The 26331-nt window shown below is 71.4% G+C and carries 18 protein-coding genes; 12 read left to right on the forward strand and 6 right to left on the reverse strand.

What is annotated here, in order from left to right; genetic code table 11:
• Positions 1 to 93: 93 nt before the first annotated feature.
• Entirely contained in the window at positions 94 to 5937 is a 5844-nt protein-coding gene (gene pulA / locus HS041_RS19335) for a pullulanase-type alpha-1,6-glucosidase (RefSeq protein ID WP_196442047.1), read from the reverse strand.
• A 367-nt stretch (positions 5938 to 6304) separates the two neighbouring features.
• Between pulA and HS041_RS19340 the strand changes: the two genes are divergently transcribed.
• The 7 genes from HS041_RS19340 (at position 6305) to HS041_RS19370 (ending at position 14400) form a co-directional block, all read left to right on the forward strand.
• Positions 6305 to 7597: an extracellular solute-binding protein gene (locus tag HS041_RS19340; protein ID WP_196442048.1), complete on the forward strand. Its 1293-nt coding sequence runs from the start codon at positions 6305 to 6307 to the stop codon at positions 7595 to 7597.
• Between the two features lie 3 nt (positions 7598 to 7600).
• The gene (locus HS041_RS38455) at positions 7601 to 8617 is read left to right on the forward strand and encodes a carbohydrate ABC transporter permease (protein ID WP_196442049.1); all 1017 of its coding nucleotides are present in this window, start codon (positions 7601 to 7603) and stop codon (positions 8615 to 8617) included.
• Positions 8614 to 9480, forward strand: a complete 867-nt coding sequence (locus HS041_RS19350) for a sugar ABC transporter permease (protein ID WP_196442050.1) — start codon at positions 8614 to 8616, stop codon at positions 9478 to 9480. Before HS041_RS38455 ends, HS041_RS19350 begins: the two co-directional genes overlap by 4 nt.
• A 49-nt stretch (positions 9481 to 9529) precedes the next feature.
• Positions 9530 to 11152, forward strand: a complete 1623-nt coding sequence (locus HS041_RS19355; protein ID WP_196442051.1) for a glycoside hydrolase family 13 protein — start codon at positions 9530 to 9532, stop codon at positions 11150 to 11152.
• 5 nt (positions 11153 to 11157) lie between these two features.
• Positions 11158 to 12210 (forward strand): LacI family DNA-binding transcriptional regulator, encoded by a 1053-nt coding sequence (locus tag HS041_RS19360; RefSeq protein ID WP_196442052.1) that lies wholly within the window; start codon positions 11158 to 11160, stop codon positions 12208 to 12210.
• Positions 12211 to 12353: 143 nt separating this feature from the next.
• Positions 12354 to 13640, forward strand: coding sequence for a right-handed parallel beta-helix repeat-containing protein (locus HS041_RS19365; RefSeq protein WP_230879131.1), 1287 nt, complete (start codon positions 12354 to 12356; stop codon positions 13638 to 13640).
• Between the two features lie 121 nt (positions 13641 to 13761).
• Positions 13762 to 14400 (forward strand): ACT domain-containing protein, encoded by a 639-nt coding sequence (locus tag HS041_RS19370; protein ID WP_196442053.1) that lies wholly within the window; start codon positions 13762 to 13764, stop codon positions 14398 to 14400.
• 45 nt (positions 14401 to 14445) lie between these two features.
• Here the strand turns inward: HS041_RS19370 and HS041_RS19375 are convergent, their stop codons facing one another.
• Positions 14446 to 15735, reverse strand: a complete 1290-nt coding sequence (locus HS041_RS19375) for an ABC transporter ATP-binding protein (protein ID WP_196442054.1) — start codon at positions 15733 to 15735, stop codon at positions 14446 to 14448.
• Between the two features lie 297 nt (positions 15736 to 16032).
• Between HS041_RS19375 and HS041_RS19380 the strand changes: the two genes are divergently transcribed.
• Entirely contained in the window at positions 16033 to 17097 is a 1065-nt protein-coding gene (locus tag HS041_RS19380) for a LacI family DNA-binding transcriptional regulator (protein WP_196442055.1), read from the forward strand.
• A gap of 34 nt (positions 17098 to 17131) precedes the next feature.
• The gene (locus tag HS041_RS40085; protein WP_196442056.1) at positions 17132 to 18019 is read left to right on the forward strand and encodes a carbohydrate kinase family protein; all 888 of its coding nucleotides are present in this window, start codon (positions 17132 to 17134) and stop codon (positions 18017 to 18019) included.
• Between the two features lie 36 nt (positions 18020 to 18055).
• On the opposite strand, the gene HS041_RS19390 is transcribed toward HS041_RS40085, so the two are convergent.
• Positions 18056 to 21664 (reverse strand): indolepyruvate ferredoxin oxidoreductase family protein, encoded by a 3609-nt coding sequence (locus HS041_RS19390; RefSeq protein WP_196442057.1) that lies wholly within the window; start codon positions 21662 to 21664, stop codon positions 18056 to 18058.
• A gap of 112 nt (positions 21665 to 21776) precedes the next feature.
• On the opposite strand from HS041_RS19390, the gene HS041_RS19395 reads away from it, so the two are divergent.
• A complete protein-coding gene (locus HS041_RS19395; protein ID WP_196442058.1) occupies positions 21777 to 22229 on the forward strand; it encodes an Lrp/AsnC family transcriptional regulator in 453 nt (150 codons plus the stop codon).
• Between the two features lie 181 nt (positions 22230 to 22410).
• A complete protein-coding gene (locus tag HS041_RS19400) occupies positions 22411 to 22647 on the forward strand; it encodes a hypothetical protein (protein WP_196442059.1) in 237 nt (78 codons plus the stop codon).
• Positions 22648 to 22706: 59 nt separating this feature from the next.
• Here the strand turns inward: HS041_RS19400 and HS041_RS19405 are convergent, their stop codons facing one another.
• The gene (locus tag HS041_RS19405; protein ID WP_196442060.1) at positions 22707 to 23573 is read right to left on the reverse strand and encodes a GNAT family N-acetyltransferase; all 867 of its coding nucleotides are present in this window, start codon (positions 23571 to 23573) and stop codon (positions 22707 to 22709) included.
• Positions 23574 to 23802: 229 nt separating this feature from the next.
• Between HS041_RS19405 and HS041_RS19410 the strand changes: the two genes are divergently transcribed.
• A complete protein-coding gene (locus HS041_RS19410) occupies positions 23803 to 24282 on the forward strand; it encodes a DUF6789 family protein (RefSeq protein WP_230879132.1) in 480 nt (159 codons plus the stop codon).
• A gap of 28 nt (positions 24283 to 24310) precedes the next feature.
• Here the strand turns inward: HS041_RS19410 and HS041_RS19415 are convergent, their stop codons facing one another.
• Complete coding sequence (locus tag HS041_RS19415; protein WP_196442061.1) at positions 24311 to 24910, reverse strand: ATP-binding protein; 600 nt, start codon at positions 24908 to 24910, stop codon at positions 24311 to 24313.
• A 242-nt stretch (positions 24911 to 25152) separates the two neighbouring features.
• Positions 25153 to 26316, reverse strand: coding sequence for a TIGR03118 family protein (locus tag HS041_RS19420; RefSeq protein ID WP_196442062.1), 1164 nt, complete (start codon positions 26314 to 26316; stop codon positions 25153 to 25155).
• Positions 26317 to 26331: the final 15 nt, after the last annotated feature.

Below are 26331 nucleotides of genomic sequence, written 5' to 3' on the forward strand. Positions count from 1 at the left end.
CCCGCGGACGGCTCCCCGGATCGCATGAAATCGCTTTCCGGGAGTTTCGTGCCGTCCGGCCGGTCCTGGGAAGGCCCGGGACCGGCCGGGACGCTAGGACTGCACGAAGACGGCGACCGTGCGGGCCGGGACCGTCAGCGTGCCGGTGGCGGCCTCGAAGGCCGACTGCTTCACGACGGCGTCGCCGCCCCCCGCCTGGACCGGGTGCAGCGCCACCTGGCCGCCCTTGAGCGCGGCCACGGTCTGCGCCTGCCGCTCAGGGGTCGCGTTGAAGACGACGGTGATCGACTTCCACTTCGGGTCGATTCCCGAGGCGTCCAGGTGCATGGTCACGACACCCGGGGTCTCCGCGGTGCCGCTCACCGGGAACGACAGCCGCTTCTGCACCTCTGCCAGGGAGCCGAGCGCGAAGGCGGGGGAGGAGGAACGGATCTTCAGCAGCTCGCCGTACCCGGCCCGGGCCGAACCGATCGCGGCGCAGTCCGGCCTCAGCGCCGGGTCGGCCAGCAGCGCCTTGGCATACTGCCACTTGTCCCCGTTGTCGGCCTTGGGCGGCAGGCCCGCGCCGAAGCCGTTGCCCTGCCCGCAGTCCCACAGCAGCCGGTTGAACCAGTCGCCGGAGTCGTAGGAGTTGCGGTCCAGCGACTTGGAACGCAGCCGCTCGCTGCCGGCGTGCACGAACGCGGTGCCCTGGGAGAGCGCCGAGGCGGCCAGCGAGAGCGTCTGCATGCGGACCCGGTCGGCCATGGGCGTCGCCTGCGGCAGCTTGTAGGCCAGCGCGTCGAACAGCGTCTCGTTGTCGTGCGCGTCCACGTAGGTCACGGCCTCGCCGGGCGCGGCGGTGTACCCGGCGGGGGCGCCGTTGTAGTCGACCTGCGAGCCCGTGACCTCCTTCCCGGAGGAGGCGGTGAAGCGGTAGTCGCGCAGGTTGCCGGTCAGACCGACCTTGAGCAGGTCGTGGTAGCCGAGCAGGCGGGCGCGCTGCTGCTCGGCGGTGCCGTTGGCGGGCGAGCCGTTCGGCGCCCCGGCCAGGCCCGAGCCGAAGCCCTGCACCCGGGGGTCGGGGTCGAACGGGCCGCCGCCGCGCACCGCGTCGCGCAGCCGGTCGTTGAAGGTGCCGATCCCGGTCCCGGCCATGTTGAGCTGGGTGGCCTGCTCGAACCGGGCGCCGTCGGCGACCTCGCCGAAGTTCCAGCCCTCGCCGTACAGGATGATCGACTTGCCGTCCACGCCGTCCTTCGCGGGCGTGAGCCCGTCCAGGGCCTTGCGCACGGCGAGCATGTTCGCCTTGGGGTGGTGGCCCATCAGGTCGAACCGGAAACCGTCGATCTTGTACTGCTTCGCCCAGGTGACGATGGAGTCGACGACCAGCTTGCCCATCATGGCGTGCTCGGGCGCGGTGTTGGCGCAGCAGGTGGAGGTGGCCACCGCGCCGTCGTCGAGCAGCCGGTGGTAGTAGCCGGGCACGATCCGGTCGAGCACCGAGGTCGGATCCTGTCCGGCGGCGTGGGTGTGGTTGTAGACCACGTCCATGACCACCCGCAGGCCCGCGCCGTTCAGGCCGGCGACCATGCCCCGGAACTCCCTGATGCGCGCGGTGCCGTCCGGGTCGGAGGCGTAGGAGCCCTCCGGCACGGTGTAGTGCCGCGGGTCGTAGCCCCAGTTGAAGCCGTCCTCGGCGGCGGTCTCGGCCACGCACTCCTGCTGCTTGTCGGAGTCGGCCGGCAGCGAGGCCAGGTCGCAGTCGGGCTCGGCGCGGTCGGCCTTGCGCTCGGGGATGGTCGCGATGTCGAAGACCGGCAGCAGGTGCACGTGGGTCAGCCCGTCCCCGGCGAGCGCGCGCAGCTCCTTCATCCCGGCGGACTCGCCGCCGAAGGCCGCGTAGGTGCCGCGCCGCTCGGCCGGGACCGTCGCGTCGGAGGCGGAGAAGTCGCGCACGTGCAGCTCGTAGACCGACGCCTTCTCCTGCGGCACGGCGGGCGGCTTGGCCAGCGAGGTCCAGCCGTCGGGCCGCAGCGAGCGGTCGGACAGGTCCACGAGCTGGCTGCGGACCGAGTCGGCGGCCAGCGAGACGCTGTAGGGGTCGGTCACCTCGTTGGTGACGACCTTCCCGGCGGCGGGGGAGTAGACCGTGACCAGGAAGGTGTAGTAGCGCCCCTTCCAGGTGGGCAGGCCCCGCGCCGACCAGACGCCGGTGGCGTCGTCACGGCGCATCGGGTGCACGCTGCGGCCGCCGCCCGCGGCGTCCCGGTAGAGCGCCAGCTCCACCTTCTGCGCGGTCGGCGCCCAGACGGACAGGCGGGGCAGCGCGCCGGAGGCGTCCGGACCGAGGTCGGCGCCGGTCGCCCCGGCGTAGACGTCGTCGAGCACGCCGGGGATCTGCACGCCGGTGGCGGTCAGCAGCGCGCCGGAGGCGTCCCGCTCGACGGCCACGACCTGGCCGCGCAGGGCCTCCTCCACCAGGTCGGCGTCACGCGGGTCCACCGCGAGCGCGGCGTGCCCGGCCAGGTGCGGCCACCGGGCCTTCTGCGCGTCGGTGAGGCTTGCGGGATTCAGGCGGACGACCCGGTAGGAGCCGGTCAGGTCGCCCTTGGCGTAGGCGATGCCGCCCTTGGCGGAGAAGGCCAGCGAGTAGCGGAGTGAGGCCGACGGCTGGACCTTCCAGGCGACGGTGTTCCGGTCGATCCAGTGGGCGGAGGCCTTGGACAGGTCGGCGTCGGCGCCGCGCGCCGCCGACTGCGGCAGCACGTGGCCCTCGGCGGCCGCGACCCGCCAGATCTCGTGGCCGGTGGCGGTCAGGTTCAGGGCCTGTTCGGACGGGAGGTCCTTCTCGTCGCCCCTGTGGATGATGTAGCTCACGTTCTTCGCTCCCTCGGTCAGAGGGACGCGGAAGAAGACGCCGAAGCCGTCCTTGCCGGCGGGCTGGAGCGGGGCGGCCCACTCGGTGGGCTCGGCCACGTCCCCCCACAGGTGCAGTCCCCAGCCGTCGTAGTTCCCGTCGGGCCGGTGGTAATGCAGGATCGCGACGTTCTCGGCGGCTGCCCGGGTCGGGTGGACCGCCGCCACACCGGAGTTGACGTAGGCCTCAGGCTGGAGCGCGGGGGTGAAGGTCTGGTCGGGGCCGGGGTCCTTGCTGTCGCCCTTGTGGATGATGTAGCTGAACGGGACCGAGGCGTTCTTGAGCGGGACCTTCCAGAACGCGCCGTAGGCGTCGGCGCCGTCCGGCGGGCGCGGCGCGGCCCACTCGGTGGGCACGCCGTCGGCCAGGCCGTCGCCCCACAGGTGCAGTCCCCAGCCGTCGTAGTCCTTGTCGGCCCGGCTGTAGTGGACGGTGGCGTAGCCCTGGGCCGCGGCGCGGGAGGGGTAGGTGTCCGGCCTGCCCTCGGCCAGCCAGACCTCGCCGTTCTTGGCGGGGTTGACGATCCGGTCGCCGCCGTCCTTCTCGTCGCCCTTGTGGGCGATGATCCCGACGTTCGTCGCGCCCGGCTTCAGCTTGATCCAGGCGAAGCGGCCGTAGGCGTCCTCGCCGGTCAGCGGGAGGGGCTCGGCCCAGTCGGTGGGGTTCTCGACGTCACCCCAGACGTGCAGGCCCCAGCCGCTGTAGGGATCAGACGCGGTGTCGGCCCGTTGATAATGCACGACGAGCCAGTCACGTTTGACCGCGCCCGGCTCCTCGGGCTCCGGCTCGGGGGCCACGGTCGCCGCCGCGGTCGCCGAGGCGAAACGGCCCGCGGAGTCCTTCACCACGGCCTTGTAAGTGATCTTCGTTCCCGCCGCGACGCCCTTCAGGTCGTGGAAGACCCGGAACGTACGGTTCTCACCGGCGGCGGAGGGCGCGTCGTCGGTGCCGAGCACCTTCCACGCTCCGTCGCCCGCCTTGGCGGCGAAGGTGACCTGGTCGAAGCCGGCGCCCGGCACGGTCGCGGTGACCGGGATCCGGCCGTCCTCGGCGGTGCCCCTGATCTCGGTGCCCGGCAGCGCGATCGAGACGGCCGGGGCCGCCGGCGGTTGCGCAAGCTTTGCGGAAGCCTTGTAGACGACCGCCGACAGGGCCGGGACGGTCACCCCGAGCCTGGCGTCGGCCCCGGTGGTGACGGAGGCCGCGGCGTCGCCGTACACCTTGGCGAAGCCCATGCCGGCGGAGAACGTCGGCACCTGCACCGTCGCCGCCTGCTCGGCGTTGTTGACCGCGACGACGTACTCGACCTGGGCGCGCGCGTCGATCCGGGAGAAGGCGTAGACGCCCCCGGAGGCCAGGCGCTCGATCTGGGCGCCGTCGGCCAGGGCCGGGTGGGCCTCACGCAGCTCGGCCAGGGCGGCGACGCCCTGGTAGATCGGGTGCGTGGAGACGTAGTTGTCCTGCGCGTGGGTGGCGTCGGTGCCGATCAGGCCGTCGGACAGGTAGGACGCGGTCTTCGAGGCGAACATGGACTGGCGGGCGTCCTGGTCGCCGCCCTTGCCGGTGAAGCCCTGCTCGTCGCCGTAGTAGACCACCGGCTGGCCGCGTGTCAGGTACATCAGCTCGTGTGCGAGCAGGTCCCGCCTGAGCAGCTCGGAGTCCGGCGCGCCCGGGTTGTCCTGGGCGACGAACCGGCCGATGCGGCCCATGTCGTGGTTGCCGAGGAAGGTCGGCAGCGAGGAGGCGTTGCCGTCGGCGTCGGTGTGGTAGTCGTCGCCGGCGAACAGCTGCGACAGCCTCGCGGCCGGTGCCTTGCCGCCGCTGAAGGAGCGGGCGGCCTCCTGGAAGGGGAAGTCCAGGGTGGCGTTCATGCCGCCGCGGGTGGAGTAGCGGCTGGTGAAGGACGGCTCGCTGGAGTAGACCTCGCCGAACATGAAGAAGCGCTTGTTGCCGCGCTGGGCCGCGTAGCCGCGCAGGGCGGGGGAGAACCTCTCCCAGAACTCCATGTTGACGTGCTTGGCGGTGTCGATGCGGAAACCGTCGATGCCGGTCTCCCGCACCCACGTCTTGTAGATGTCGGTCATGCCCCTGACTACCTCGGGACGCTCGGTCCACAGGTCGTCCAGGCCGAAGAAGTCGCCGTACTCGGCGTTCTCGCCGCTGAAGGTGGAGTCGCCCCGGTTGTGGTACATCGTCGGGTCGTTCAGCCACGACGGGGTCTTGGCCTTCGCCGGCGCGACCGGCGTGTAGGGGAAGGAGTCGGCGGTGACCTTCGGGAAGGTGTTCCCGCTCGCGTACGCCCGGTCGTCGAACGGGGTGCCGGAGGCGTCGACGTAGGGGTAGGCGCCCTTGGAACGGTAGGAGTAGGTCTTCTCCCTGTAGTCGATCACGTCGGCCGTGTGGTTGGTGATGATGTCGAAGAAGACCTTCATCCCGCGCTTGTGCGCCTCCCGCACCAGTTGCCTCATCTGGGCGTTCGTGCCGAGATGCGGGTCGATGCGGGTGAAGTCGGTGATCCAGTAGCCGTGGTATCCGGAGGAGGCCCTCTCGCCGACGCCCTGGACCGGGCGGTTGGCGAAGGCCGGGGTGATCCAGAGCGCGGTGCTGCCGAGTCCCTGGATGTAGTCGAGCCTGCCGAGCAGGCCCTTCAGGTCTCCACCCTGGTAGAAGCCCTTGTGGGTGGGGTCGAAACCGGTGGCGAGCCGGTCGCCGGACAGGCCGCCCCGGTCGTTGCCGGGGTCGCCGTTGGCGAAGCGGTCGGTCATGGCGAAGTAGAAGCGCTCGCGGCTCAGGTCGGCGCGGAGCGCGTCACGGGCGAGATCACGGTCGGCGGGCCCGGCCGTGCGGCTCAAGGGGGAGACGAGCGGTCCGGACGTACGGCCCGGCGTGGCGAGTGCGGAATCGGCGAGGGAAGGGCGCGCCGTCGCGGCGGCGGGAGGTGTGAGGACGGCGAGGGAGGCGGTGACCAGGGTGACCGCGAACGCGGCGCCCGCATGGACGGTCGCTCTCGCACGCCGTGGGGGGAGGGGCCAGACCACTGGGGCCTCCACGGAGTTGTTTCGGGGGTGTTGCCCGGAAGTTACTCATTGGGCATGATCTATGCAATGCCTTGCGGCAACTTTCTGAATCGTGATGGCCGCCTCGGTTCCAGGGAGTCCGAGAGGTCCCGGCGAGCTCTGGCTTCCGTCCGCTAAAGCAGCTTTGACCTGCGCATATCCTCTAATCCATGTGCGGTGGGCGAGTTCTCCCAGTTCACGGCGTTGGTTCGATATGTAACAAGTTTGCAGACTCTTGCAGCAACTTCTTCCAATGGGGTTCACGTCGGCGTAACGTCCGGCGTACTCCAACACCGGCCCGGTGGTTCTCCGCCAGAGGTCCGGCCCCCCTGAGCTATGAGGAGAAATCATGCGGCGAGCCTTCTCTGCCGCGACGATAGTCGCGGCCCTCGCCCTGGCGGTTTCCGCCTGTGGCGGCGGCGACAGCGGTTCGGCGGCTCCGGCCCAGTCCGCCCCGGCCGACCCGTCCCAGATCAGCGGCGAGATCACCTGGTGGGACACGGTCCGTCCGGACAGCGAGGGGCCGACGTTCCAGGCCCTCATCAAGGAGTTCCAGGCCAAGTACCCGAAGATCAAGGTCAACTACGTCAACGTCCCCTCGGACCAGGCGCAGAACAAGTTCCAGACCGCGGCCCAGGCCGGCACCGGCGCGCCCGACGTGATCCGCTCCGAGGTCGCCTGGACCTCCCAGTTCGCCTCACTCGGCTACCTCCAGCCGCTGGACGGCACCCGCGCCGTCGAGAACGAGTCCGACTTCCTGGCCGGGCCGCTGAGCAGCACCAAGTACAACGGCAAGACCTACGCCGTGCCGCAGGTCACCGACACCCTGGCGCTGATCTACAACAAGAAGCTGCTCAAGGAGGCCGGCTGGGACAAGGCTCCCGCCACGATCGAGGAGCTGAAGAAGGCCGCGCTCGACGTCAAGGAGAAGACCGGCGTCAACGGCCTCGCGCTCAACGTGGACGCCTACTTCCTGCTGCCCTTCATGTACGGCGAGGGCGGTGACCTGCTCGACGTGCAGGGCAAGAAGATCACCATCAACTCCCCCGAGAACGCCAAGGCCATGGCCGTGGTCTCGGACCTGATCACCTCCGGCGCCGCGGCCAAGCCGGCCATCCAGGACAGCTACGCCAACGCCATGACCGCCCTCAAGGACGGCAAGGCCGCGATGATCTACAACGGCCCGTGGGCGCTGTCGGAGCTCTACCAGGGCAAGGAGTTCAAGGACAAGGAGAACCTGGGCATCGCCCCGGTCCCGGCGGGTTCGGTCAAGGCCGGCGCCCCGACCGGCGGGTGGAACTACGCCATCTACGCCGGCTCCAAGAGCATCGACGCCTCCTACGAGTTCATCCGCTTCATGAGCACCCCCGAGGCCCAGGCCAAGGTCGCCAAGGAGATCAGCCTCCTGCCGACCCGCACCTCCGCCTACGACAACCCCGACGTCCAGGGCAACCCCGACGTCGCCGTCTTCAAGCCGATCATGGACACCGCGACCCCGCGTCCGTGGATCCCGGAGGGCGGCCAGCTCTTCCAGCCGCTCCTGGAGGGCTACCAGTCCCTGGTCGGCGGCAAGACCTCCCCTGAGGACATGCTCAAGACGGTCGACGAGAAGTACCGCGGCATCTTCAAGGACTGGAGCTGATCCGTGGCGACCTCCACTGGACGTGTGACCGGCACGACCAGGGACCGGGCCGCGGGCGCCGCTGACGGCGCCCGCGGCCGGGGCCGCCCCAAGCAGGCCGGCCCGGTCCGGCGGGCGGTCTCGCAGTACTGGTACGCCTGGGCCATGGTGGTCCCGGTCGTCGTGGTCACCGTCGCGCTGATCGGCTGGCCGCTGGTCCGCGGCGTCTACCTCTCCCTGACCGACGCCACCGAGGCCACGATGGGCCGCACCATCGGCGTCAACGTGATCCCCTCGACCTACGAGTTCGTCGGGCTGGACAACTACGTCGGCATCCTGACCGGCGGCCTGTTCTGGGAGAAGCTGACCTGGACGGTGCTGTGGACCGTCGCCTGCGTCGCGCTCCACTACGGCCTCGGCCTCGGCCTGGCCCTGATGCTCAACCGCAGGCTGCGCTTCCGCTCGGCCTACCGGCTGATGCTGGTCCTGCCCTGGGCGATCCCGCCGTTCGTCGCCGCGTTCATCTGGCGCTACCTCTACAACAGCGACTACGGCGTCATCAACGCGATGCTGAGGTCCGTCGGTCTGGGCGCGGTGGGCTGGCTCGACGACCCGACCACGGCCAAGATCGCCGTCATCGCGGTCAACGTCTGGATCGGCATCCCCTTCATGATGCTGGCGATGCTGGGCGGCCTCCAGTCGATCCCCAGGGAGCTCTACGAGGCGGCCGAGGTGGACGGCGCCACGCCGTGGCAGCGTTTCCGCTTCGTCACCGTCCCGGGCCTGCGGACCGTCTCCAGCACCGTCCTGCTGCTGGGCACGATCTGGACGTTCAACATGTTCCCGCTGATCTTCCTGATCACCGGGGGAGGGCCGGGCAGCTCCACCGAGATCCTGGTGACCTACGCCTACCGCGAGGCCTTCACCGGCATCCGCAACTACTCGGGCTCGGCGGCCTGGGGCGTGCTCATCCTGCTGCTCCTCGTCGTGATGGCCGTCGTCTACCGCCGCGCGCTGCGCAAGCAAGGGGAGGTCTGGTGAGCGCCGTCACCACCCGCAGGAGGGCCCGCGGCCGCGGCGAGCGCAGCCTCGGCGGCTCGGTCCTGCTGCACGGGACGCTGATCGTCGCGTCCCTCATCTCGCTGTTCCCCGTCGTCTGGCTCGTCCTGACCTCGCTCAAGCCGCGCGACGGCTGGCTCTCCACCGAGCTGAAGCTCTTCGACGACTCCTCGCTGGACAACTACGTCCGGGTGCTGACCGAGACCCAGTTCCCGAACTGGCTGCTCAACTCCGTGATCATCGCGGGGCTCACCACGGTCATCGGCGTCTTCCTGTCCTCGACGACCGGGTACGCGATCAGCCGCTTCCGGTTCCCGGGCTACCGCGGGGTCATGTGGATGCTGCTGGTCACCCAGATGTTCCCGGTGGCGATCCTGATCGTGCCGCTGTACAACCTGATGGCGGGCCTGGGGCTGCTCAACCAGATCCCGGGCCTGGTCATCGCCTACATGACCGTGGCGGTGCCGTTCTGCGCGTGGATGATGAAGGGCTACTTCGACTCCATCCCACGCGAGATCGACCAGGCCGGCATGATCGACGGGCTGTCGCCGTTCGGCACCTTCTGGCGGGTCATCCTGCCGCTGGCCCGGCCGAGCATCGCGGTCACCGCGTTCTACTCCTTCATGACCGCCTGGGGCGAGGTCGCCTACGCCTCGGTGTTCATGACGGGGGACGACACGCGCACCCTCGCCGCGGGCCTGCAGCAGTTCGTCGGACAGCACTGGTCCGACTGGGGCCTGATGACGGCCGCGGCCGTGCTCATCGCGGTGCCCGCGGCGGTCGTCTTCCTGCTCGTCCAGCGCAACCTCGTGGCCGGTCTCACCGCCGGCGCCACGAAGCTGTAACACCACTGTGCTATCACGTCCTGATATGTCGCTTGATCGGGGGACAAATATGACCGAGCTCGTCCACGTGGGCCATGCCGAGGCCGTCAGCACCGCGACCCGGTGGTGGCGCGACGCGGTGATCTACCAGGTCTACGTGCGCAGCTTCGCCGACGGCAACGGCGACGGCATCGGCGACCTGCTGGGTGTGCGGAGCCGGCTGCGCTACCTGGCCGACCTGGGCGTCGACGCGATCTGGCTGAACCCGTTCTACACCTCGCCGATGGCCGACTTCGGCTACGACGTGGCGGACTACCGGGACGTGGACCCCATCTTCGGCTCGCTCGCCGACGCCAAGGCCCTGATCGACGACGCGCACGCGCACGATCTGCGCATCATCGTCGACGTCGTGCCCAACCACACCTCCGACCAGCACGTGTGGTTCCAGCAGGCGCTGGCCGCCGGACCGGGCAGCCCCGAGCGGGAGCGCTACATCTTCCGCGAGGGCAAGGGCGCCGGCGGCGAGCTCCCGCCGAACGACTGGGAGTCGGTCTTCGGCGGACCTGCGTGGACGAGGCTGCCCGACGGCTACTGGTACCTGCACCTGTTCGCCCCCGAGCAGCCCGACCTCAACTGGGAGAACCCCGAGGTCCACGCCGAGTTCGAGTCGATCCTGCGGTTCTGGCTCGACCTGGGCGTGGACGGCTTCCGCATCGACGTCTCCCACGGCATGGTCAAGGCCGAGGGGCTGCCCGACGTCGGCCACGCCGGCCAGGTCAAGATGATCGGCACCGAGGTGGTCCCGTTCTTCGACCAGGACGGCGTGCACGAGATCCACCGAGCCTGGCGCCGGCTGCTCGACTCCTACCCCGGCGAGCGGATCGGCGTTGCCGAGGCATGGGTGCCGTCCCTGGACCGGCTGGCCAACTACGTGCGCCCGGACGAGCTGCACCAGGCGTTCAACTTCCACTTCCTGACCACCCCGTGGGACGCCGCCGCCTTCCGCACGGTGATCGACGAGTCGCTCGCCAGTGCCGGCTCGGTCGGTGCGCCCGCGACCTGGGTGCTGTCCAACCACGACGTCAAACGGCACGTCACGCGGTACGGCCACGGCGAGCTCGGCCTGCGCCGGGCCCGCGCCGCGGCCCTGCTGACCCTGGGACTGCCCGGCTCCGCCTACGTCTACCAGGGTGAGGAACTCGGCCTGCCCGAGGTGCTCGACCTGCCCGAGGAGTACCTGCGCGACCCGCAGCGGCTGCGCAACCCCGAGGACGGCCGCGACGGCTGCCGGGTGCCGATCCCGTGGGCCGACGTGCAGCCGCACTTCGGGTTCAGCCTGCCCGGCATCGAGGAATCGTGGCTGCCGATGCCGGTCTCCTGGGGTCCGCTCAGCGTCGAGTCCCAGCTGCGTGACCCCGCCTCCACGCTCCACCTCTACCGGCAGGCGCTGCGGATCAGACGGGAGCGCGACTTCTCCGACGACGCCACGCTGACCTGGCTCGACTCCCCGGAGGGCACCCTGGCCTTCCGCCGGGGCGACGGGCTCGCCGTCACGGTCAACCTGACCGGTGAGCCGGTCGAGCTGCCCGCGCCCGGCAGGCTCCTGCTGTCCAGCGCGGAGCCGCTCGGCCCGGGTGCCGGGAGCGGCACGGTGCGGCTCGCGCCGGATTCCGCCGCCTGGTGGGAATGCTGAGCGCGATGACGTCGTACAACGGTGGTCCGCTGGCGCCCGGCACGGCCAGACTCTCCGACATCGCCGCGCACGCCGGGGTCAGCGAGGCCACGGTGAGCCGGGTGCTGAACGGCAAGCCGGGCGTCTCCGCGGCCACCCGGCAGTCGGTGCTGGCGGCGCTCGACGTCATGGGCTACGAGCGGCCGCAGCGGCTGCGCCAGCGCAGCAACGGGCTGATCGGGCTGGTCACGCCGGAGCTGGACAACCCGATCTTCCCGGCCTTCGCCCAGGCCTTCGAGAAGACACTGACCCAGCACGGCTACACGCCGCTGTTGTGCACCCGGCTGCCCGGCGGCGCCGCCGAGGACGAGTTCACCGAACTGCTCGTCGAACGCGGGGTCAGCGGGATCATCTTCGTCTCCGGGTTGCACGCCGACGTCACCGCCAACCAGGACCGCTACACCCAGCTGCTCGGCCAGGGCGTTCCCATCGTCCTGCTCAACGGGCACTCCGGAGACGTGCAGGCCCCGTTCATCTCCCCGGACGACTGGGCCGCCGCGCGGCTGGCCGTGCAGCACCTGGTGGACCTGGGGCACGAGCGCATCGGCCTGGCCGTCGGCCCGGGCCGGTTCGTGCCGGTGATCCGCAAGATCGAGGGCTACCGGCGGGCGATGGCGCAGCTGCTGGGGGTGACCGAGGTCGACGAGCTGATCTCGCACTCGCTGTTCTCGGTCGAGGGCGGCCAGGCGGCGGCGGCGACGTTGCTGGAGCGGGGGTGCACCGGGATCGTGTGCGCCTCGGACCTGATGGCGCTGGGCGCGATCCGCGCGTGCCGGGACCGGGGCCTGTCGGTGCCCGGGGACGTCTCGATCGTCGGCTACGACGACTCGCCGCTGATCGCGTTCACCGACCCGCCGCTGACCACCGTGCGCCAGCCGGTGCAGTCGATGGTGACCGCCGCGGTGCACACCCTGCTCGAAGCCATCGCCGGCACGCCCGGCCAGCACTCCGAACTCATCTTCCAGCCGGAGTTCATCGTGCGCGGCTCGACGGGTTCCGGTCCCAAGATCGTGCGCTGAGGAACGTCGCCGCCGGCCTCCCGAAGCGGTCGCCGGACCCGGGAAACATCCTCTGGCGTGCGGTAACGGTTGGCTGGAGGTACGGTCTCGAAATGGCAGTCCCGGCAATGGTTGTGAAAGGATTCAAGTCGACCTTTCCAATCATGACGGCGATGGAGCGTGCCCGGATGGAGCCGACCAGGCGGTGGATCGTTCCCACATTAGGGATGCTCGTGGCGGGCGGGATGTTCGTTCCCGCCCCGGCCGCAGCGGCGGCGGGGACGACCTACTACGTCGACTCGCAGCGGGGCAACGACTCCGCGGCGGGGACCTCGGCCGCCACGGCCTGGCAGTCCCTGGAAGCCGTCAACGGCACCGAGCTCAAGCCCGGCGACACCGTCCGGCTCAAGCGCGGCGGTAGCTGGAAGGGCACCCTCACGCTGAGCGGCAAGGGCACCGCCGCCTCCCGCATCACCGTGGAGGCGTACGGCGAAGGCGCCTTCCCGAAGATCAGCGGCAGGGACGGCAACTGCGTCGAGATCAGCGGGTCCTACGTGCGGGTGACCGGACTGCGCGCCAGCGACTGCCGGTGGGCCGGCTTCGAGATCAGCGGCAACCTCAACGAGCTCGACGCCGTTCGCGCCGATCGCAACATCAGCGGCGTGCACATCATGGGCTCCCGCAACACGGTCAAGAACAGCACCCTGACCGGCAACAACCGGATGAGCGTCAACGACAGGGGCGGTGACGACGACTCCGGCGCCTTCGGCGTGCTGCTCAACGGCGACGACAACCTCGTCACCGGCAACACGATCACCGGCAGCTACGCCCCCAGCCGCGACTACCGCACCGACGGCGCCGCCGTCGAGGTCTACAACGGCGACCGCAACCGGGTCACCCACAACATCGCCCACAACAACGAGACCTTCGCCGAACTCGGCGCGCAGAAGGGCAGGACCGCCACCGGGAACGTCTTCGCGCACAACGTGGTGACCTCCAGCCGCAAGCGTGGCTCCTTCCTGATCACCCGGGGCGCCAGGCACGCCGTCGGCCCGGTGAAGGGCACCGTCGCGGTGCACAACTCGGTCTACCTTCCGGCTCGCGACACCATCGGCTGGTCCTGCCACGACGGCTGCTCGGCGGCCATCCTCAAGCTCCGCAACAACGTCATCGTGGTCGGCGGGACGATGGGCTACGAGGACGGCAAGGGCGCCGACGAGGGCGGGAGCGTCTACCGCGGCCGCTCCATCAAGTTCAAGCTCGGCCCCCGGTCCATCGTGGCCGATCCGCGCTTCCGGAGCACCAGGAACCTCCGCCTGGCCTCCGGCTCCCCGGCCATGGGCCGCGCTCTCAAGCTCGAGCCCGCCTGGTACGGCGGCGCCGCCCTGGCCCGCGACCTGTCCGGCAGGCCCCTGCCCTCGGCCCCCGCGGCGGGCGCCTACCAGAAATAGCGTCCCCTGCCCCGGACGCCCCTCAAGATCGCCGCTGTTCAGGACATATCCTGGACATCTTCTCAGAACATTCGTGAAACCTGTCCAGGGCACTCTGGTGCCCGAAGAGAGGTGGTCGGCGATGATCCTTCGGCTGCGGGTGTCCTTTCCCGACAGGCCGGGTGCCCTGGGACAGGTGGCACGGGTGCTCGGCACGCTGGGCGCGGACATCCTCCAGGTGACGGTGCTGGAACGCGAGACCGGCCGGGCCGTGGACGACTTCATCGTCTCCTGGCCCGGGGCCCCGGACTCCGCGGCCGTCCGGGACCGCCTGGCGGTGGTCCCGGGGATGCGGGTCGAGGGCGTCTGGCCCACCCGCGAGAGTCCCGGCGCGGCCCCGGACTACGACCTGCTGCGCCATGTCGCCGCCGACCCCTCGCGGGCCTTCCCCACCTTCGTGGACGCCGTGCCCGATCTGGTGGGCGCCGAATGGGCCGTCGCCCTCGCTTCAGGCGCGGGAGAGCTCGTCCACCGCAGCTGGCAGGCCCCGGCGGGGCTCGACGACACCGGCGGCCTCGTCGGCGTCAAGATCGGCGATCTCACGCCCCTGCGCCCCGCCGTCCTGACCTCCGGCCCCTACCGGCTGATGAGCCTGCCCGTTCCCGGCACGGCCCTGCACGTGGTCCTGGCCAGGACCGAGGGCCCGCCGTTCCACCGCGCCGAGGTGGACCGTGCCAACCGGGTCGTGGAGATCGTCTCCATCATCGCCGCCTCCATCTGAGACCTCCGCCGGAGGGCGTCGCCCGGCCGTGCTCGCGGCCGGGGCTCAGCGGTGCGGCGGGTCGATGCGGGAGCCGTCTGCGGCGAACAGCAGCAGGCGGGTGGCGTCGACGCCGACCCGGGCGGGCTCGCCCGCGCGCCAGACGGGGCGGGAGCCGACGCGGACGATGAGGTCGGCCCGGCGGTGGGTGCCGCCGGTCTGCTCCTGGTTCTGGTACTGAGGGTCGGCCTCGGCGTCCGCGCTGGGAAACAGCCGGCGCATCATGGAGCGGATCCTGCTGCCCTGGGCGCCGGTCCCCGCGCCGTTGCGGGCGTTCAGCCGGGGGTCCGGCGGCTCGGGGACGGCGACGGAGGTGATGCCCGACTCGACGTAGGCCAGCCACTCGTGCCCGTGGTACTCCAGGGCGCGAACCCGCCCGAGGAAGGTGGGGCCGTCGAAGGTCTCCGGGACCGGGGCGAGGCAGTCGGGGCGGAGCCCGACGATGATCTGCCTGCCGACGTGCTGGGAGATCGCGTAGGCGCGCGGATCGGTCCAAGGAATGGTGATCTGGTGCGGGCCGAAGTCCAGCAGGATGAACTGGTTCTGCGGCGTGCGGACGGTCGCCGAGAGCAGGTTGAGCTGCTGTGAGCTGAGGAAGGCCGCGGTGAAGGCGGTGGCCGGGTCGTTGTAGACCTGCCCGGGGGTGCCGAGGTCCTGGAGCACCCCCCGGTTCATGATGGCGATCCGGTCGGCCAGGGTCAGCGCCTCGACCTGGTCGTGCGTCACGTAGATCGTCGTGACCCCGAGAGCGCGGACCAGCGCGGAGATCTCCATCCGGAGCTCGGTGCGCATGCCGGCGTCCAGGTTGGACAGCGGCTCGTCCATCAGGAACAGCGAGGGCTGGCGGACGATCGCGCGGCCCATCGCCACCCGCTGCCGCTGGCCGCCTGAGAGCGTTCCAGGACGACGGTCGAGCGTCTCGTCGATGTGCAGCGCCTTGGACAGCTCGGTGACCCGCTCCCTGACCATCGCCGGGTCCGCCTTGGCGATCTCCAGGGGGAAGGAGAGGTTGCCGCGCACGGTGCGGTGCGGGTAGAGCGCGCCGTTCTGGAAGACCATGGCGACGTCGCGGTCGCGCGGGGCGAGGTCGTTGGCGAGCTCGCCGCCCAGCCACAGGTCGCCGGAGGTGACCTCCTCGAGGCCCGCGATCATCCGCAGCAGCGTGGACTTCCCGCAGCCCGAGGGGCCGAGCAGGACAAGGAACTCACCGTCGCCGGCACGCAGATTCATCCGATCGACTGCCAGGTACCCCCCCGGGTACACCTTGGTCACGTTGTCCAGGACGACGGTACTCATTCGCGCTCGTTCCTCCCGGACGGGGCGTCCGGATCCACCCTGTGATTGATGAGGTAGTACATCGCGACACTTGCCCATGTGTCCATAGATGACGTTAGAAATCGCATATCCGGTGGTTACATCTGTATCTCTGGTCGATAACCGGCCTGGAGTCCTGTCCGTTTTCGGAGGTTCGCGACGCCGACGGGTGGGGGATGTTAGAGTTGCGGAAAATTTCGGAAATAATTTTCACAACGGGTCCGGGCCGGGCTCCCATCCGGCTTGCGTCCCCTCCGCCCCCATGGTGAGGTACGTCGGATGGACGGTGAAGCAACGCGGATCGCGCGACCGCGCCCCGACGGGGCGGGCACCCGCCTGGCCGACATAGCCACCCAGGCGGGGGTCAGCGAGGCCACGGTGAGCCGGGTGCTGAACGGCAAGCCGGGCGTCTCCGCGGCCACCCGGCAGTCGGTGCTGACCGCGCTGGACCTGATGGGTTACGAGCGGCCACAGCGGCTGCGCCAGCGCAGCAACGGGCTGATCGGGCTGGTCACGCCGGAGCTGGACAACCCGATCTTCCCGGCCTTCGCCCAGGCGATCGAGAAGGCGCTGACCCAGCACGGCTACACCCCCGTGCTCTGCACCCAACTGCCCGGCGGCGCCCCGGAGGACGAGTTCACCGAGTTGCTGACCGACCGGGGGGTCAGCGGGATCGTCTTCGTCTCCGGGCTGCACGCCGACACCACGGCCCGGATGGACCGCTACACCCGGCTCACCGACCGCGGGCTCCCCATCGTCCTGCTGGACGGCTACACCGACCAGATCGACGCGCCCTTCATCTCCCCGGACGACCGGCTCGCCGCCCAGCTGGGCGTGCAGCACCTGGTGGACCTGGGGCACGAGCGCATCGGCCTGGCCGTCGGCCCGGGCCGGTTCGTGCCGGTGATCCGCAAGATCGAGGGCTACCGGCGGGCGATGGCGCAGCTGCTGGGGGTGACCGAGGTCGACGAGCTGATCTCGCACTCGCTGTTCTCGGTCGAGGGCGGCCAGGCGGCGGCGGTGAGGCTGCTGGAGCGGGGGTGCACCGGGATCGTGTGCGCCTCGGACCTGATGGCGCTGGGCGCGATCCGCGCGTGCCGGGACCGGGGCCTGTCGGTGCCCGGGGACGTCTCGGTGGTGGGCTTCGACGACTCGCCGCTGATCGCGTTCACCGACCCGCCGCTGACCACCGTGCGCAAGCCGATCGGCGCCATGGCCGCCGCGGCGGTGGAGACCCTCCTGGAGGGGGTCAACGGCACGCCGGGCCGCCACGTCGAACTGGTCTTCCAGCCCGAGCTGGTGGTGCGCCGCTCCACCGGCTCCGGGCCCCTGGTCAACCGGTGACGACCCGTCACCTCCCGGAAAGGAACGCGAATCGGTGACCCATGACGTGGCCGTGATCGGGGGGACCGGTGTCGACACCACCGTCTACGTGCCCGAGCTGCCCCTGCCGTACGCCGACACCTACGCCGTCCCCCCGGTCGTCGACCGGATCGGCAACACGGGCAGCGGCGTGGCGCTCGGCTGCCACGCGCTCGGCCTGCGGGTGCGGCTCGTCGACCTGGTCGGCGACGATCCCCAGGGCCGGTTCATCCGGGCGCACTTCGCCGACCGGGGCATCGAGGCGGGCTGGGGCCCCGCCCCGCAGGGCACCCGGCGCAGCGTCCTGCTCGTCGGGCCCGACGGGCGGCGCACCTCGCTGTTCGACCCGCGCGCCGACCCGCAGGAGCGGCTCCCGCGAGAGCTCTACCTCGACGCCGCCCGCAGCGCCCGTCACGTCCACGTCTCGATCATGGACTTCGCCCGTCACGTCTACCCCGACCTGGCGGGCAGGGACGCCGCCACCGTCTCCACCGACCTGCACGACTGGGACGGCGAGAACGACCACCACCGCGACTTCGCCCGCTCCTCCGGCCTGGTCTTCCTCTCGGAGACCGCGCTCGGCGCACGGCGGGACGCGGTCATGCGGGGCATCCTCGAGGCGGGTCGCGCCGAGACCGTCGTCTGCACGGCGGGCGCCGCCGGCTGTCACGTGCTCGACTCCGAGGGCCTGCGGCACTTCCCCGCCGCGCCGTTGCCCGGCCCGGTGGCCGACAGCAACGGTGCGGGCGACGCCTTCGTCAGCGGGTTCCTGTACGGCAGGCTGCGCGGCCGGCCGGTGGAGGAGTGCGTCAGGTTCGGCGCGGTCGCCGGAGCCCACGCCTGCACGGTCCAGGGCACCCACGAGGACCCCGTCACGGAGAAGGCCCTCCTCGACCGGGTCTGACCGGTCGGGAGGGCCTTGCCCGCAGGGGCGGGAGCGTCAGCGGCCGGAGCCCAGCCTCCCCAGCAGGGCGGCGGCCCGCTCCCGGTAGGCGGCCACGTTGCCCAGCTTCACGTGCTCGTAGCCACGGATCATCTCGGGCAGCTCGGCCAGCTCGCGGACCTGGCCCACGGTCTCCGGGGACAGGTGCTCCAGGGCGCGGTGCACGTCGCGGGTGTATTCGGCGACGAGCTCGCGCTCGACCCTGCGGACCCCGGCCATGCCGAACGGGTCCAGCTTCGTGCCGCGCACCCTGCGCATGCCGTACAGCAGGCGGAAGGCCGGATCGAACCAGGTGCCGAGGCGGATCTTCCGCTTCATGCCCAGCGCCCGCAGGAGCGGCGGGTGCAGGTTGTAGGAGATCTTCGCTCCGGGACCGAACTCGGCGGCGATCCTGGCCCGCTCGGCCGGGTCGAGGTGGAGGCGCGCCACCTCGTACTCGTCCTTGTAGGCCATCAGCCGGTGCAGGTGGCGGGCGTAGGCCTCGGTGACGGGGGTCTCGGTGATAGAGGCCTCGGTGACGGGGGCCTCGGTGACGGGGGCCTCGGAGACCGGGCGGTGGCCCCGCCGCTCGCGGACGAGCACCTCGCGCACCGCGTCGGCGTATCCGGCGGCGTAACGCAGGTCCTGGTAGGCGACCAGGTCGGGCACCCGGACCATGAGCAGCCGGTGCAGCTCGCTCCCCTCGGCCGCGCCCACGGACCCGACCAGGCGAAGGACCTCCTCCGAGGGCCGCCCGGCCGCCGCGGCGGCGGAGGGCGAGCCCGTCGCCCTGGCCACGGCCTCGGGGTCGGCGACGACCGCCCGGCCCCAGTGGAAGGCCGCAACGGTCTTCTCCGCGGACTTCCCGCCGCCCGTCCGGATGGCCCGCTCGATCGACTCCAGGCTGAGCGGGATGAGCCCGCGCTGCCAGGCCGCGCCGATCACGATCGTGTTGGCCGGCATGTGGTCGCCGAAGATCGCCTGGGCCAGTTCCTCGGCGTCGAGGTAAACGTTCATCTCACGGCGGGTCCGGGCCTCCAGCGCGCCGATCGGCGAGCCGAGCTCGGTCAGGTGGGTGGACGGGTCGAGCACCATGGAACCGGTCGGGACCAGGCTGGTGGAGACCACGGCGACGGTCCGGTCGCGGTCGGCCGTGCGCAGGTGCTTGGGGTCGGTGGCGCCGATCAGGTCCAGCGCCAGATAGGCGTCGACGCTGGCCGCGCTGGCCTGCCCGGACCGGTCGCCCTCACCGTCGAAGATCAGGATGTCGGAGACGACCGTGCCGCCCTTCTGCGCCAGGCCCGTCTGGTCGAGCCCGCGGGACTGCTTGCCGTCGAGCAGGGCGGCGGTGCCGAGGATCTGGGCGACCGAGACCACGCCGGTCCCGCCGATGCCGACCAGGCGGATCGTGGCCTCCCCGTCGCGCACCTCGGGGGCCGGCAGTTCCGGAGGGGCCGGTACGGCGCGCCTGCCGGCCTTCCCCGCCTTCCCCGGGACCACGGTGACGAAGGACGGGCAGTCGCCCTCCACGCAGGAGTAGTCCTTGTTGCACGACGACTGGTGGATCTCGGTCTTGCGGCCGAACTCGGTCTCCACCGGGAGCACCGACAGGCACTCGGACTTCTTCGCGCAGTCGCCGCAGCCCTCGCAGACCCGCTGGTTGATCGCCACCCGTCGCACCGGGTCGGGCAGCGCGCCCTTCTTGCGCAGGCGCCGCTTCTCGGCGGCGCACTGCTGGTCGTGGACGAGCACGGTCACCCCGGGGATCGCGGCCAGCTCCCGCTGGGCGTCCTCCAGCGCGCTCCGGTCGCGGACCTCGGCGATCGGGGCCAGCCTGACGCCCCGGTAACGGGCCGGCTCGTCGGTGGTGACGATCACCCGGCGCACGCCCTCGACCTCCAGCCAGCGGGTCAGGTCGGCCACGGCCAGGGAGGGCTGGATCGTCTGACCGCCGGTCATCGCGACCGCGCTGTTGTAGAGGATCTTGTAGGTGATGTTGACGCCCGCGCCGACGGCGGCCCGCACCGCGAGCGAGCCGGAGTGGTGGAAGGTGCCGTCGCCGAGGTTCTGGAAGATGTGCGGGGTGTCGGTGAACGGCGCCTGGCCGATCCACTGGGTGCCCTCGCCGCCCATCTGGGTCAGGCCGGTGAGGGTGCCCTTGCCCTCGGGGTTGATCACGACCATGGTGTGGCAGCCGATCCCGGCGCCGACCGGCGCGCCGTCCGGGACGGCGGTGGAGCGGTTGTGCGGGCAGCCCGAGCAGAAGAACGGGGTGCGCTGGGCGGTGAGCAGCTTCAGCGGCTCCGGGCGGGAGATGACGGCCAGGCTCCTGGCGACGCGGTCGCCGAGGTCGGAGGCGTCCTGCCCGGTGGTCCCCTGCAGGGTGGTGACGCCCTTGCGGCGCAGGCGGAAGGCGATGGCCTTGGCCGCCAGGTCGGCGTCCACACCCCCCTCCTGAGGGATCAGCCGGGCGCCGTTCTCGTCCAGCTTGCCCAGGACGCGCGGGGCGTTGGCGGTGCCGTACAGGACGTCCTTGACCAGCGTCTCCAGCAGCGGGGCCTTCTCCTCCACGACCATGATCTCCTCCAGGCCGCGGGCGAAGGTCCGGACGATCTCCGGCTCCAGCGGCCAGATCATGCCGATCTTCAGCAGCCGGACGCCGGCCTCCTCCGGTGTGACACCGAGCTTGCGGAAGCCCTCGCGCACGTCGTAGTAGGCGGTGCCTGAGGCCACGATGCCGAGCCAGGCGTCCGCCGGGTCGGCGGTGATCCGGTTGAGACCGTTCTCGCGGGCGTAGGCGCGGGCCAGCTCGGTGCGAGGGCCGACGAGCGTGCGCTCCATCTCCAGCGACCACGGGGTGAGCAGGGTGGCGTTGGGCATGTGCCGGTACGGCCTGCCCTGGTACTCGACGCCGTATCCGCCGCCGTTCCCGTTTCCGGCGTCGGGCATGACCGGGACGACCCGGTCATGCCCGACGCTCACGGTGCCGGTGCCGTCCACGACGTTGGAGACGGCCTTCACCGCGACCCACAGCCCGCTCGCCCGGGACGCCGCGATCGCATGGCGGCCCAGGTCGAGCAGTTCCTGGACGCTGCCAGGGTGGACGATCGGCATGCCGAGGGCGGCGAGCGCGCTCTCGGTGGCGGAGGGGAGCGTGGAGGACTTGCACGTCGGGTCGTCGCCGCACAGGGCGATCAGTCCGCCCTCGGGATGGGCGCCGACGAAGTTGCCGTGCCGGAAGGCGTCGGCCGCGCGGTCCACGCCCGGGGCCTTGCCGTACCAGACGCCCAGCACGCCGGCCTTGCGCGGCCGGGGGAGCGTGGGCACGAGCTGGCTGCCCCAGACGGCGGTGGCGCCCAGCTCTTCGTTCTGGCCGGGCCGGTGCACCACGTCGAGTGGCTCGGCGTGCCGGCGGGCGCGGGCCAGCTCCAGGTCGAAGCCGCCCAGCGGCGACCCCGGGTAGCCGGACACCATCGCGCCCGTGTCGAGTCCGGCGCGGCGGTCGGCACGCATCTGGTCGAGGATCACCCGCACCAGCGCCTGCGTGCCGCTCATGAAGACCTGGCCCTCATCGAGGAGGTACCGGTCGTCGGGAGTGATCTCGCGGGAGTCTGCGAAGATCGTCATGCTGTGGTCCCGTCTGTCGGCCCCGCTTGGATTGCGGCAAGGTTATGTCACGAGGGGCGGAATCCGATGCCAACATTCGTGCTCACTTGCACTCGCATTAGCATCTGATGCTATGGACAACCTCGATCGCGCAATCCTCGCTCTTCTCCAGGTCGAGGGACGGCTGAGCAACCAGGAACTGGCCGAGCGAGTACGGCTGACGCCCTCGCCCTGCCTGCGCAGGGTCCGCAATCTGGAAGAGTCCGGAGTGATCAGCGGCTACCGGGCCGTGGTCGACCCGGTCGCCGTGGGGCGCGGTTTCCAGGTGCTGGCCTACGTCGAGCTGGCGGGCCAGGACGCCGAGACCGTCACCGCCTTCGAGGCGGCCGTCATGGAGATCGAGGACGTGGTCGAGTGCCTGCGAATGTTCGGCCGCCCCGACTACGTGCTCCGGGTCGCGGTGCCCGACATGGAGGCCTACAGTCAGCTCCGGCTGGAGCGGCTCGGCCGCCTGCCCGGCCTGGACAAGCTCACCTCCCAGATCGCCATGAAGGCTCTCAAACCCGGCGGCGTGCTGCCGTTGTGAGGACTCCGGAGAGGCCTCGGACCGGTGGCGTGTGCTCGTGAGGCAAGCCACTTCACTGGGTTCTCACCACGGCCGTGCGGGGGCGATCTCTCACGACGGCCTCCTGACCGGAGGCGGAACGGCTTCCGGCGTCACCGCCGGGGCCAGTGATGATTCGGGAGAGTTTTCAATGCCATCGTCGATGCGGCAGCGTGTCGCGCCCGTGGAGGCCGCACCGCCCCGGCGCCGGGCACCGGGCATGGCCTGGTTCGCCGACCTCGCCGTCCGCAACAAGATCCTGCTGAGCCTGTCGGGCGTGGTCGGGGTGAGCCTGGCGACCTCGACGGTGGCCCGGGCCCCGCGGGCCGTCGGCGAGCTGTCCCGGATGTCGGGTGAGCTGCGCGAGCTGCGCGAGCTGGTCGCCGGGTTCCGCTACTGAGTCCCCGCAGCGCGGGCGCCGAGGACAGGGCCGGCAGGCATGACGAGACCCGGTTCCGGCTAGGCGTCCCGGTAGTGGTCGTGGATCTCGGGAAGTCGCTGGAAGCCGGCTGACTTGTAGGTGGCGACGGCGCCGACATTGAAGCTCGGGGTGCAGACGATCGCGCTCGACGAGCCCAGCTCCCGGAGCGCGGCCGCCGCGGCGACGGTGATCGCCTCGCCGTAGCCGTGACCGCGATGTCCCCGGTGCACGCCCATCGGCTCGAGCAACCCGGGCTTACCCGGACCGGCCGACCACACCGTCACCGCCGCCACCGCGTCGCCCCGGCCGTCGTAGGCGACCAGACACCGGGCGTCGGCGTACGGCAGTCCGGCCGCCATCGCGTGCCAGCGCTCGTCCGTGAACGTCGATCCGTCGAACGACGCCCGCTGTACGGCGGTCCGCACGTGCGCCTGCTCCGGCCCGATCACCTCGATCCGCACGCCTGGGTCCTTCACCGGCTTCGTGAGGTCGCGGCGCAGCGGCGTCCACGGCTCGTCGGCGTGCCAGCCGTCCTTCGACAGCAGATCTTGGACCATGGTGCACATCGAAGCGTCGACGTGCACCTTCCCGTCGACCAGCACGCCGCGCTCCGGCTCGGTGACGTCCTCGACCAGCTGCTGCGCCAGCTCCTCGTCCCGCTGAGCGGCCGGCGCGACCGCCAGCCGCAACAGCGCGGGATGGTCCAGCAGCCCGACGGCGAGAATCTGTCCGTCCCGGCTCCACGTCCGGACCGCCGCAGCCGTCGCCTCCGCACCGAACCGCCAGAACCAGCCCAGGTCCCCCGGATGCAGTTGCATCGGCGCCCCGTCGTGCTGCCACTTCCGCAGCGCGCCCACAACCTCGCTCAGCCCGTCGACTCCCGGCTCACCCACCGCAATCGCCATATCCCCGATCACACCCCACCGCAGGGGCAGTCCGCACCCGGTTTTCCGGCCGGTCGGCGCGGTGGGGAGTGAGAGTCCGCCGTCCGCTCGCAAGCATGCGGTGACCCCTGACCCCTGACCCCTGGCCACGTCCACCGGCGACCCACCTGAGCGATGCTTTCGACCTGCGGATCGGACGGTCCGCGCCCGAGGGTTGTTTGCCGGGAGTCTGGAGGGGGAGTCGGTCGGCATGGGAGAGCGAACGGGCCGGGTAACGGCCGCCATGAGCGGGGACCTCGTGCGGGGCGGTCTTGGCGGGATGCTCGCCACCGCCGCCATGAGCGTGGTGATGGTCGCCGGGGACCTGGCCGGGCTGATGCGCGACCAGCCCCCCAAGCGCATCACCCGCGCGTTCCTGCCCGGAGGGCGGTACCGGCCCAAGCCGGGTGAGGGGGTGCTCGGCGCCGTCGCGCACGTCGGGTTCGGCGCCGCCGGCGGGGCGTTGTTCGGCCTCCTGGCCGGGGAACGCCGCCCGCCGGTCCCGGTGGGCGTCGGGTACGGCCTGGCGATCTGGCTGGCCAGCTACCAGGGATGGGTTCCCGGCCTCGGCATCCTGCCACCGATCTCCCGGGACAGACCGGGCCGGGTCGCGGTGATGGGGGCGGCGCACGTGGTGTACGGCGCCGCGCTCGCCGCCGCGGTTAGCCGCCTCAACCGGGAACGGGGGTAGCGGCCCCATGCGTGTGCATCCGGCGGACTCAGTGCTCGGCGAAGCGGATGGCCTGCAGCCGGTCCGCGGCGGACCGGTCGAGGATCGTGGCACTCGCCATCGGGGGAAGGGCTCCGGCGCGGGCGCGGGTGACGAGCCGCTGCCAGCGGCGGCAGTGCCGGACGAACAGGCCGGGGGTCACGACCCGGCCCCGGGAGACCTGCCCCTCGCGTGCGACCCCGGGCTCCACGTCGAGCAGGATCAGGTGCATCTCGGCGCCGCCGAGCCGGGCGACCCAGGCCAGGCCGTGCATGATGTGCGGCCAGGTGCCCCGGCTGTGCGCGACGACCGCGCGACCGCCGAGCACGGCGCGGGCGATGCGCGTCATGTGGGTGGCGTGCACGATCGGGGTGCGCAGGCGGGGCGGGAGCGAGACGAGGCGGGGCGCCCACCAGGCACGGGACTGCCGCGAGTCGATCACCACGGTGTCACCGGCCGTCACCGGCCCGGTCTCGTCGCCGCGCAGGCCGTACAGGCGGTCCAGCAGGGTGCTCTTGCCCGCGCCGGGGAGACCGGTGAGCAGCACCAGCGATCCGGCCGGGTAGGTGAGATCCTCGACGGACGACGAGCAGGCCGGAGTGACGGCCATCGCATGTACCTCGCATGGGGATAGGGGGAGACGTCCTCCCATCATGGGGGCCGCGCGGACCACACGTGCACGTGCGCGCTCCCGGAGGAGCCCCCTAGTCCCCCGCGGGCGGCCGGCCCGGTGTGTGGGTTCACCGGACCGGCCGCCCGGCTCCGGGATGGCGGGAAGGGGGGCGGGGCACGGGGAGTGGACGGGGCGCAAGGGCGGGACCGTCGGCGGGAGGCCGGTGGAGCCCTACCGCGTCAGTAGGAACTCGGCGGGGTCGTCGCGGTCGCGGATGGTGTGGCGCTGGGCGTCGCCGTGGCGCCGCCCCCCGCTCCGGCAGGGCGGATCAGGCCGAGCAGGCCGTGCGTGCCGCCGTCGCTGCCCGCGCTGAACCACAGGGCGTTCTCGCCGCCCACCGCTGCGGTGCCGGGTTCCAGGTCCCACAGGCCGCCCAGGACGATCGGCCTGCCGTCGGCGGCACGCAGGGCCCCGAGCGGGCGGCCGTTGCGCGGGTTGTAGGCGAGGATCCGCCCGTCGCCGAAGTTGCCCACCAGCAGCGCCCCCGACATGCGGCCGAAGCCGCGCGGGGCGAGCGTCATCGCCCAGGGGGCGTTCAGTGCGCCGCGGGCGGCGAAGCGGCCCACGAACCGGCCGTCGCCGTCGAACTGGCTGACGAACCCCTTGCCGGGCCCGGCCACGGACTTCCCCGTCTCCGGGTCGCGCTTGGCGTAGGCCACGAGGATGGAGCGGCCCACCACCTCGACGTTGAACGCCGAGTAGTCGTCGGGCAGGCCGGGATCGCGGAACGCGCGGCGGTGCGTGCGCAGGTGGTTGAAGTCACCGTCGAAGACGTGCACGCGGTTGTTGGCGAAGTCGGCGGCCAGCAGGCGCGGGCCCCGGTTGGTCTGGGCCATGGCCAGTCCCTTGAAGTCGGCGCCGCGCACGAACGCTCCGATGATCGCGTCGTCGGCGTCGGCCTGGGCGTTCCAGCCGGTGATCGCCCCGCTGGGGCTGGCGAAGATGAACGTCGCGGGGCCGGACCCGCCGGCGCCCTTCACCACGAACTCCTGGCCCGGGTTGACCACCTGCCCGGTGGGCCGGCCACCGGGGATGCGGACCCGGGTCCTCTCCTGCTGCACGGTGCCCTGGCCGCCGGAGTAGACCGTGGCCAGGTCGCTGCCGGTGGCCGAGACCCACAGCGTCTTCCCCATGGCCAGCCCCCACGGGTTGACCAGCGTGGGGTCGGTGACCGCCGCCCGGCCCTTCACGTCCGAGACCAGGTTGGCGACGGCGTAGCGGTTGGGGGTCTGAAGGCGGTCGGGGGTCCGAAGGCGGTCGGGGGTCTGGGGCGTTCCGGCGTGCGCCGTACCGGCTCCGAGAGCCAGCAGTGCCGTGCATACCGCGACGATGCGTACACGCATCGGTGCCTCCTCTGC

Source organism: Planomonospora sp. ID67723, from assembly GCF_015711605.1.
Taxonomy (GTDB): Bacteria; Actinomycetota; Actinomycetes; order Streptosporangiales; family Streptosporangiaceae; genus Planomonospora_A.

What these genes read in the sequence shown, in the direction of transcription:
- HS041_RS19410 (WP_230879132.1), top strand. Translation starts at nt 23,803, where the DNA reads ATGGGAGAGCGAACGGGCCGGGTAACGGCCGCCATGAGCGGGGACCTC.
- HS041_RS19405 (WP_196442060.1), bottom strand. Translation starts at nt 23,573, where the DNA reads ATGGCGATTGCGGTGGGTGAGCCGGGAGTCGACGGGCTGAGCGAGGTT.
- HS041_RS19340 (WP_196442048.1), top strand. Translation starts at nt 6,305, where the DNA reads ATGCGGCGAGCCTTCTCTGCCGCGACGATAGTCGCGGCCCTCGCCCTG.
- HS041_RS19400 (WP_196442059.1), top strand. Translation starts at nt 22,411, where the DNA reads ATGCGGCAGCGTGTCGCGCCCGTGGAGGCCGCACCGCCCCGGCGCCGG.
- HS041_RS19390 (WP_196442057.1), bottom strand. Translation starts at nt 21,664, where the DNA reads ATGACGATCTTCGCAGACTCCCGCGAGATCACTCCCGACGACCGGTAC.
- HS041_RS19375 (WP_196442054.1), bottom strand. Translation starts at nt 15,735, where the DNA reads ATGAGTACCGTCGTCCTGGACAACGTGACCAAGGTGTACCCGGGGGGG.
- HS041_RS19360 (WP_196442052.1), top strand. Translation starts at nt 11,158, where the DNA reads ATGACGTCGTACAACGGTGGTCCGCTGGCGCCCGGCACGGCCAGACTC.
- HS041_RS19420 (WP_196442062.1), bottom strand. Translation starts at nt 26,316, where the DNA reads ATGCGTGTACGCATCGTCGCGGTATGCACGGCACTGCTGGCTCTCGGA.
- HS041_RS19370 (WP_196442053.1), top strand. Translation starts at nt 13,762, where the DNA reads ATGATCCTTCGGCTGCGGGTGTCCTTTCCCGACAGGCCGGGTGCCCTG.
- HS041_RS19365 (WP_230879131.1), top strand. Translation starts at nt 12,354, where the DNA reads ATGACGGCGATGGAGCGTGCCCGGATGGAGCCGACCAGGCGGTGGATC.
- HS041_RS19380 (WP_196442055.1), top strand. Translation starts at nt 16,033, where the DNA reads ATGGACGGTGAAGCAACGCGGATCGCGCGACCGCGCCCCGACGGGGCG.
- HS041_RS19355 (WP_196442051.1), top strand. Translation starts at nt 9,530, where the DNA reads ATGACCGAGCTCGTCCACGTGGGCCATGCCGAGGCCGTCAGCACCGCG.
- HS041_RS19395 (WP_196442058.1), top strand. Translation starts at nt 21,777, where the DNA reads ATGGACAACCTCGATCGCGCAATCCTCGCTCTTCTCCAGGTCGAGGGA.
- HS041_RS19415 (WP_196442061.1), bottom strand. Translation starts at nt 24,910, where the DNA reads ATGGCCGTCACTCCGGCCTGCTCGTCGTCCGTCGAGGATCTCACCTAC.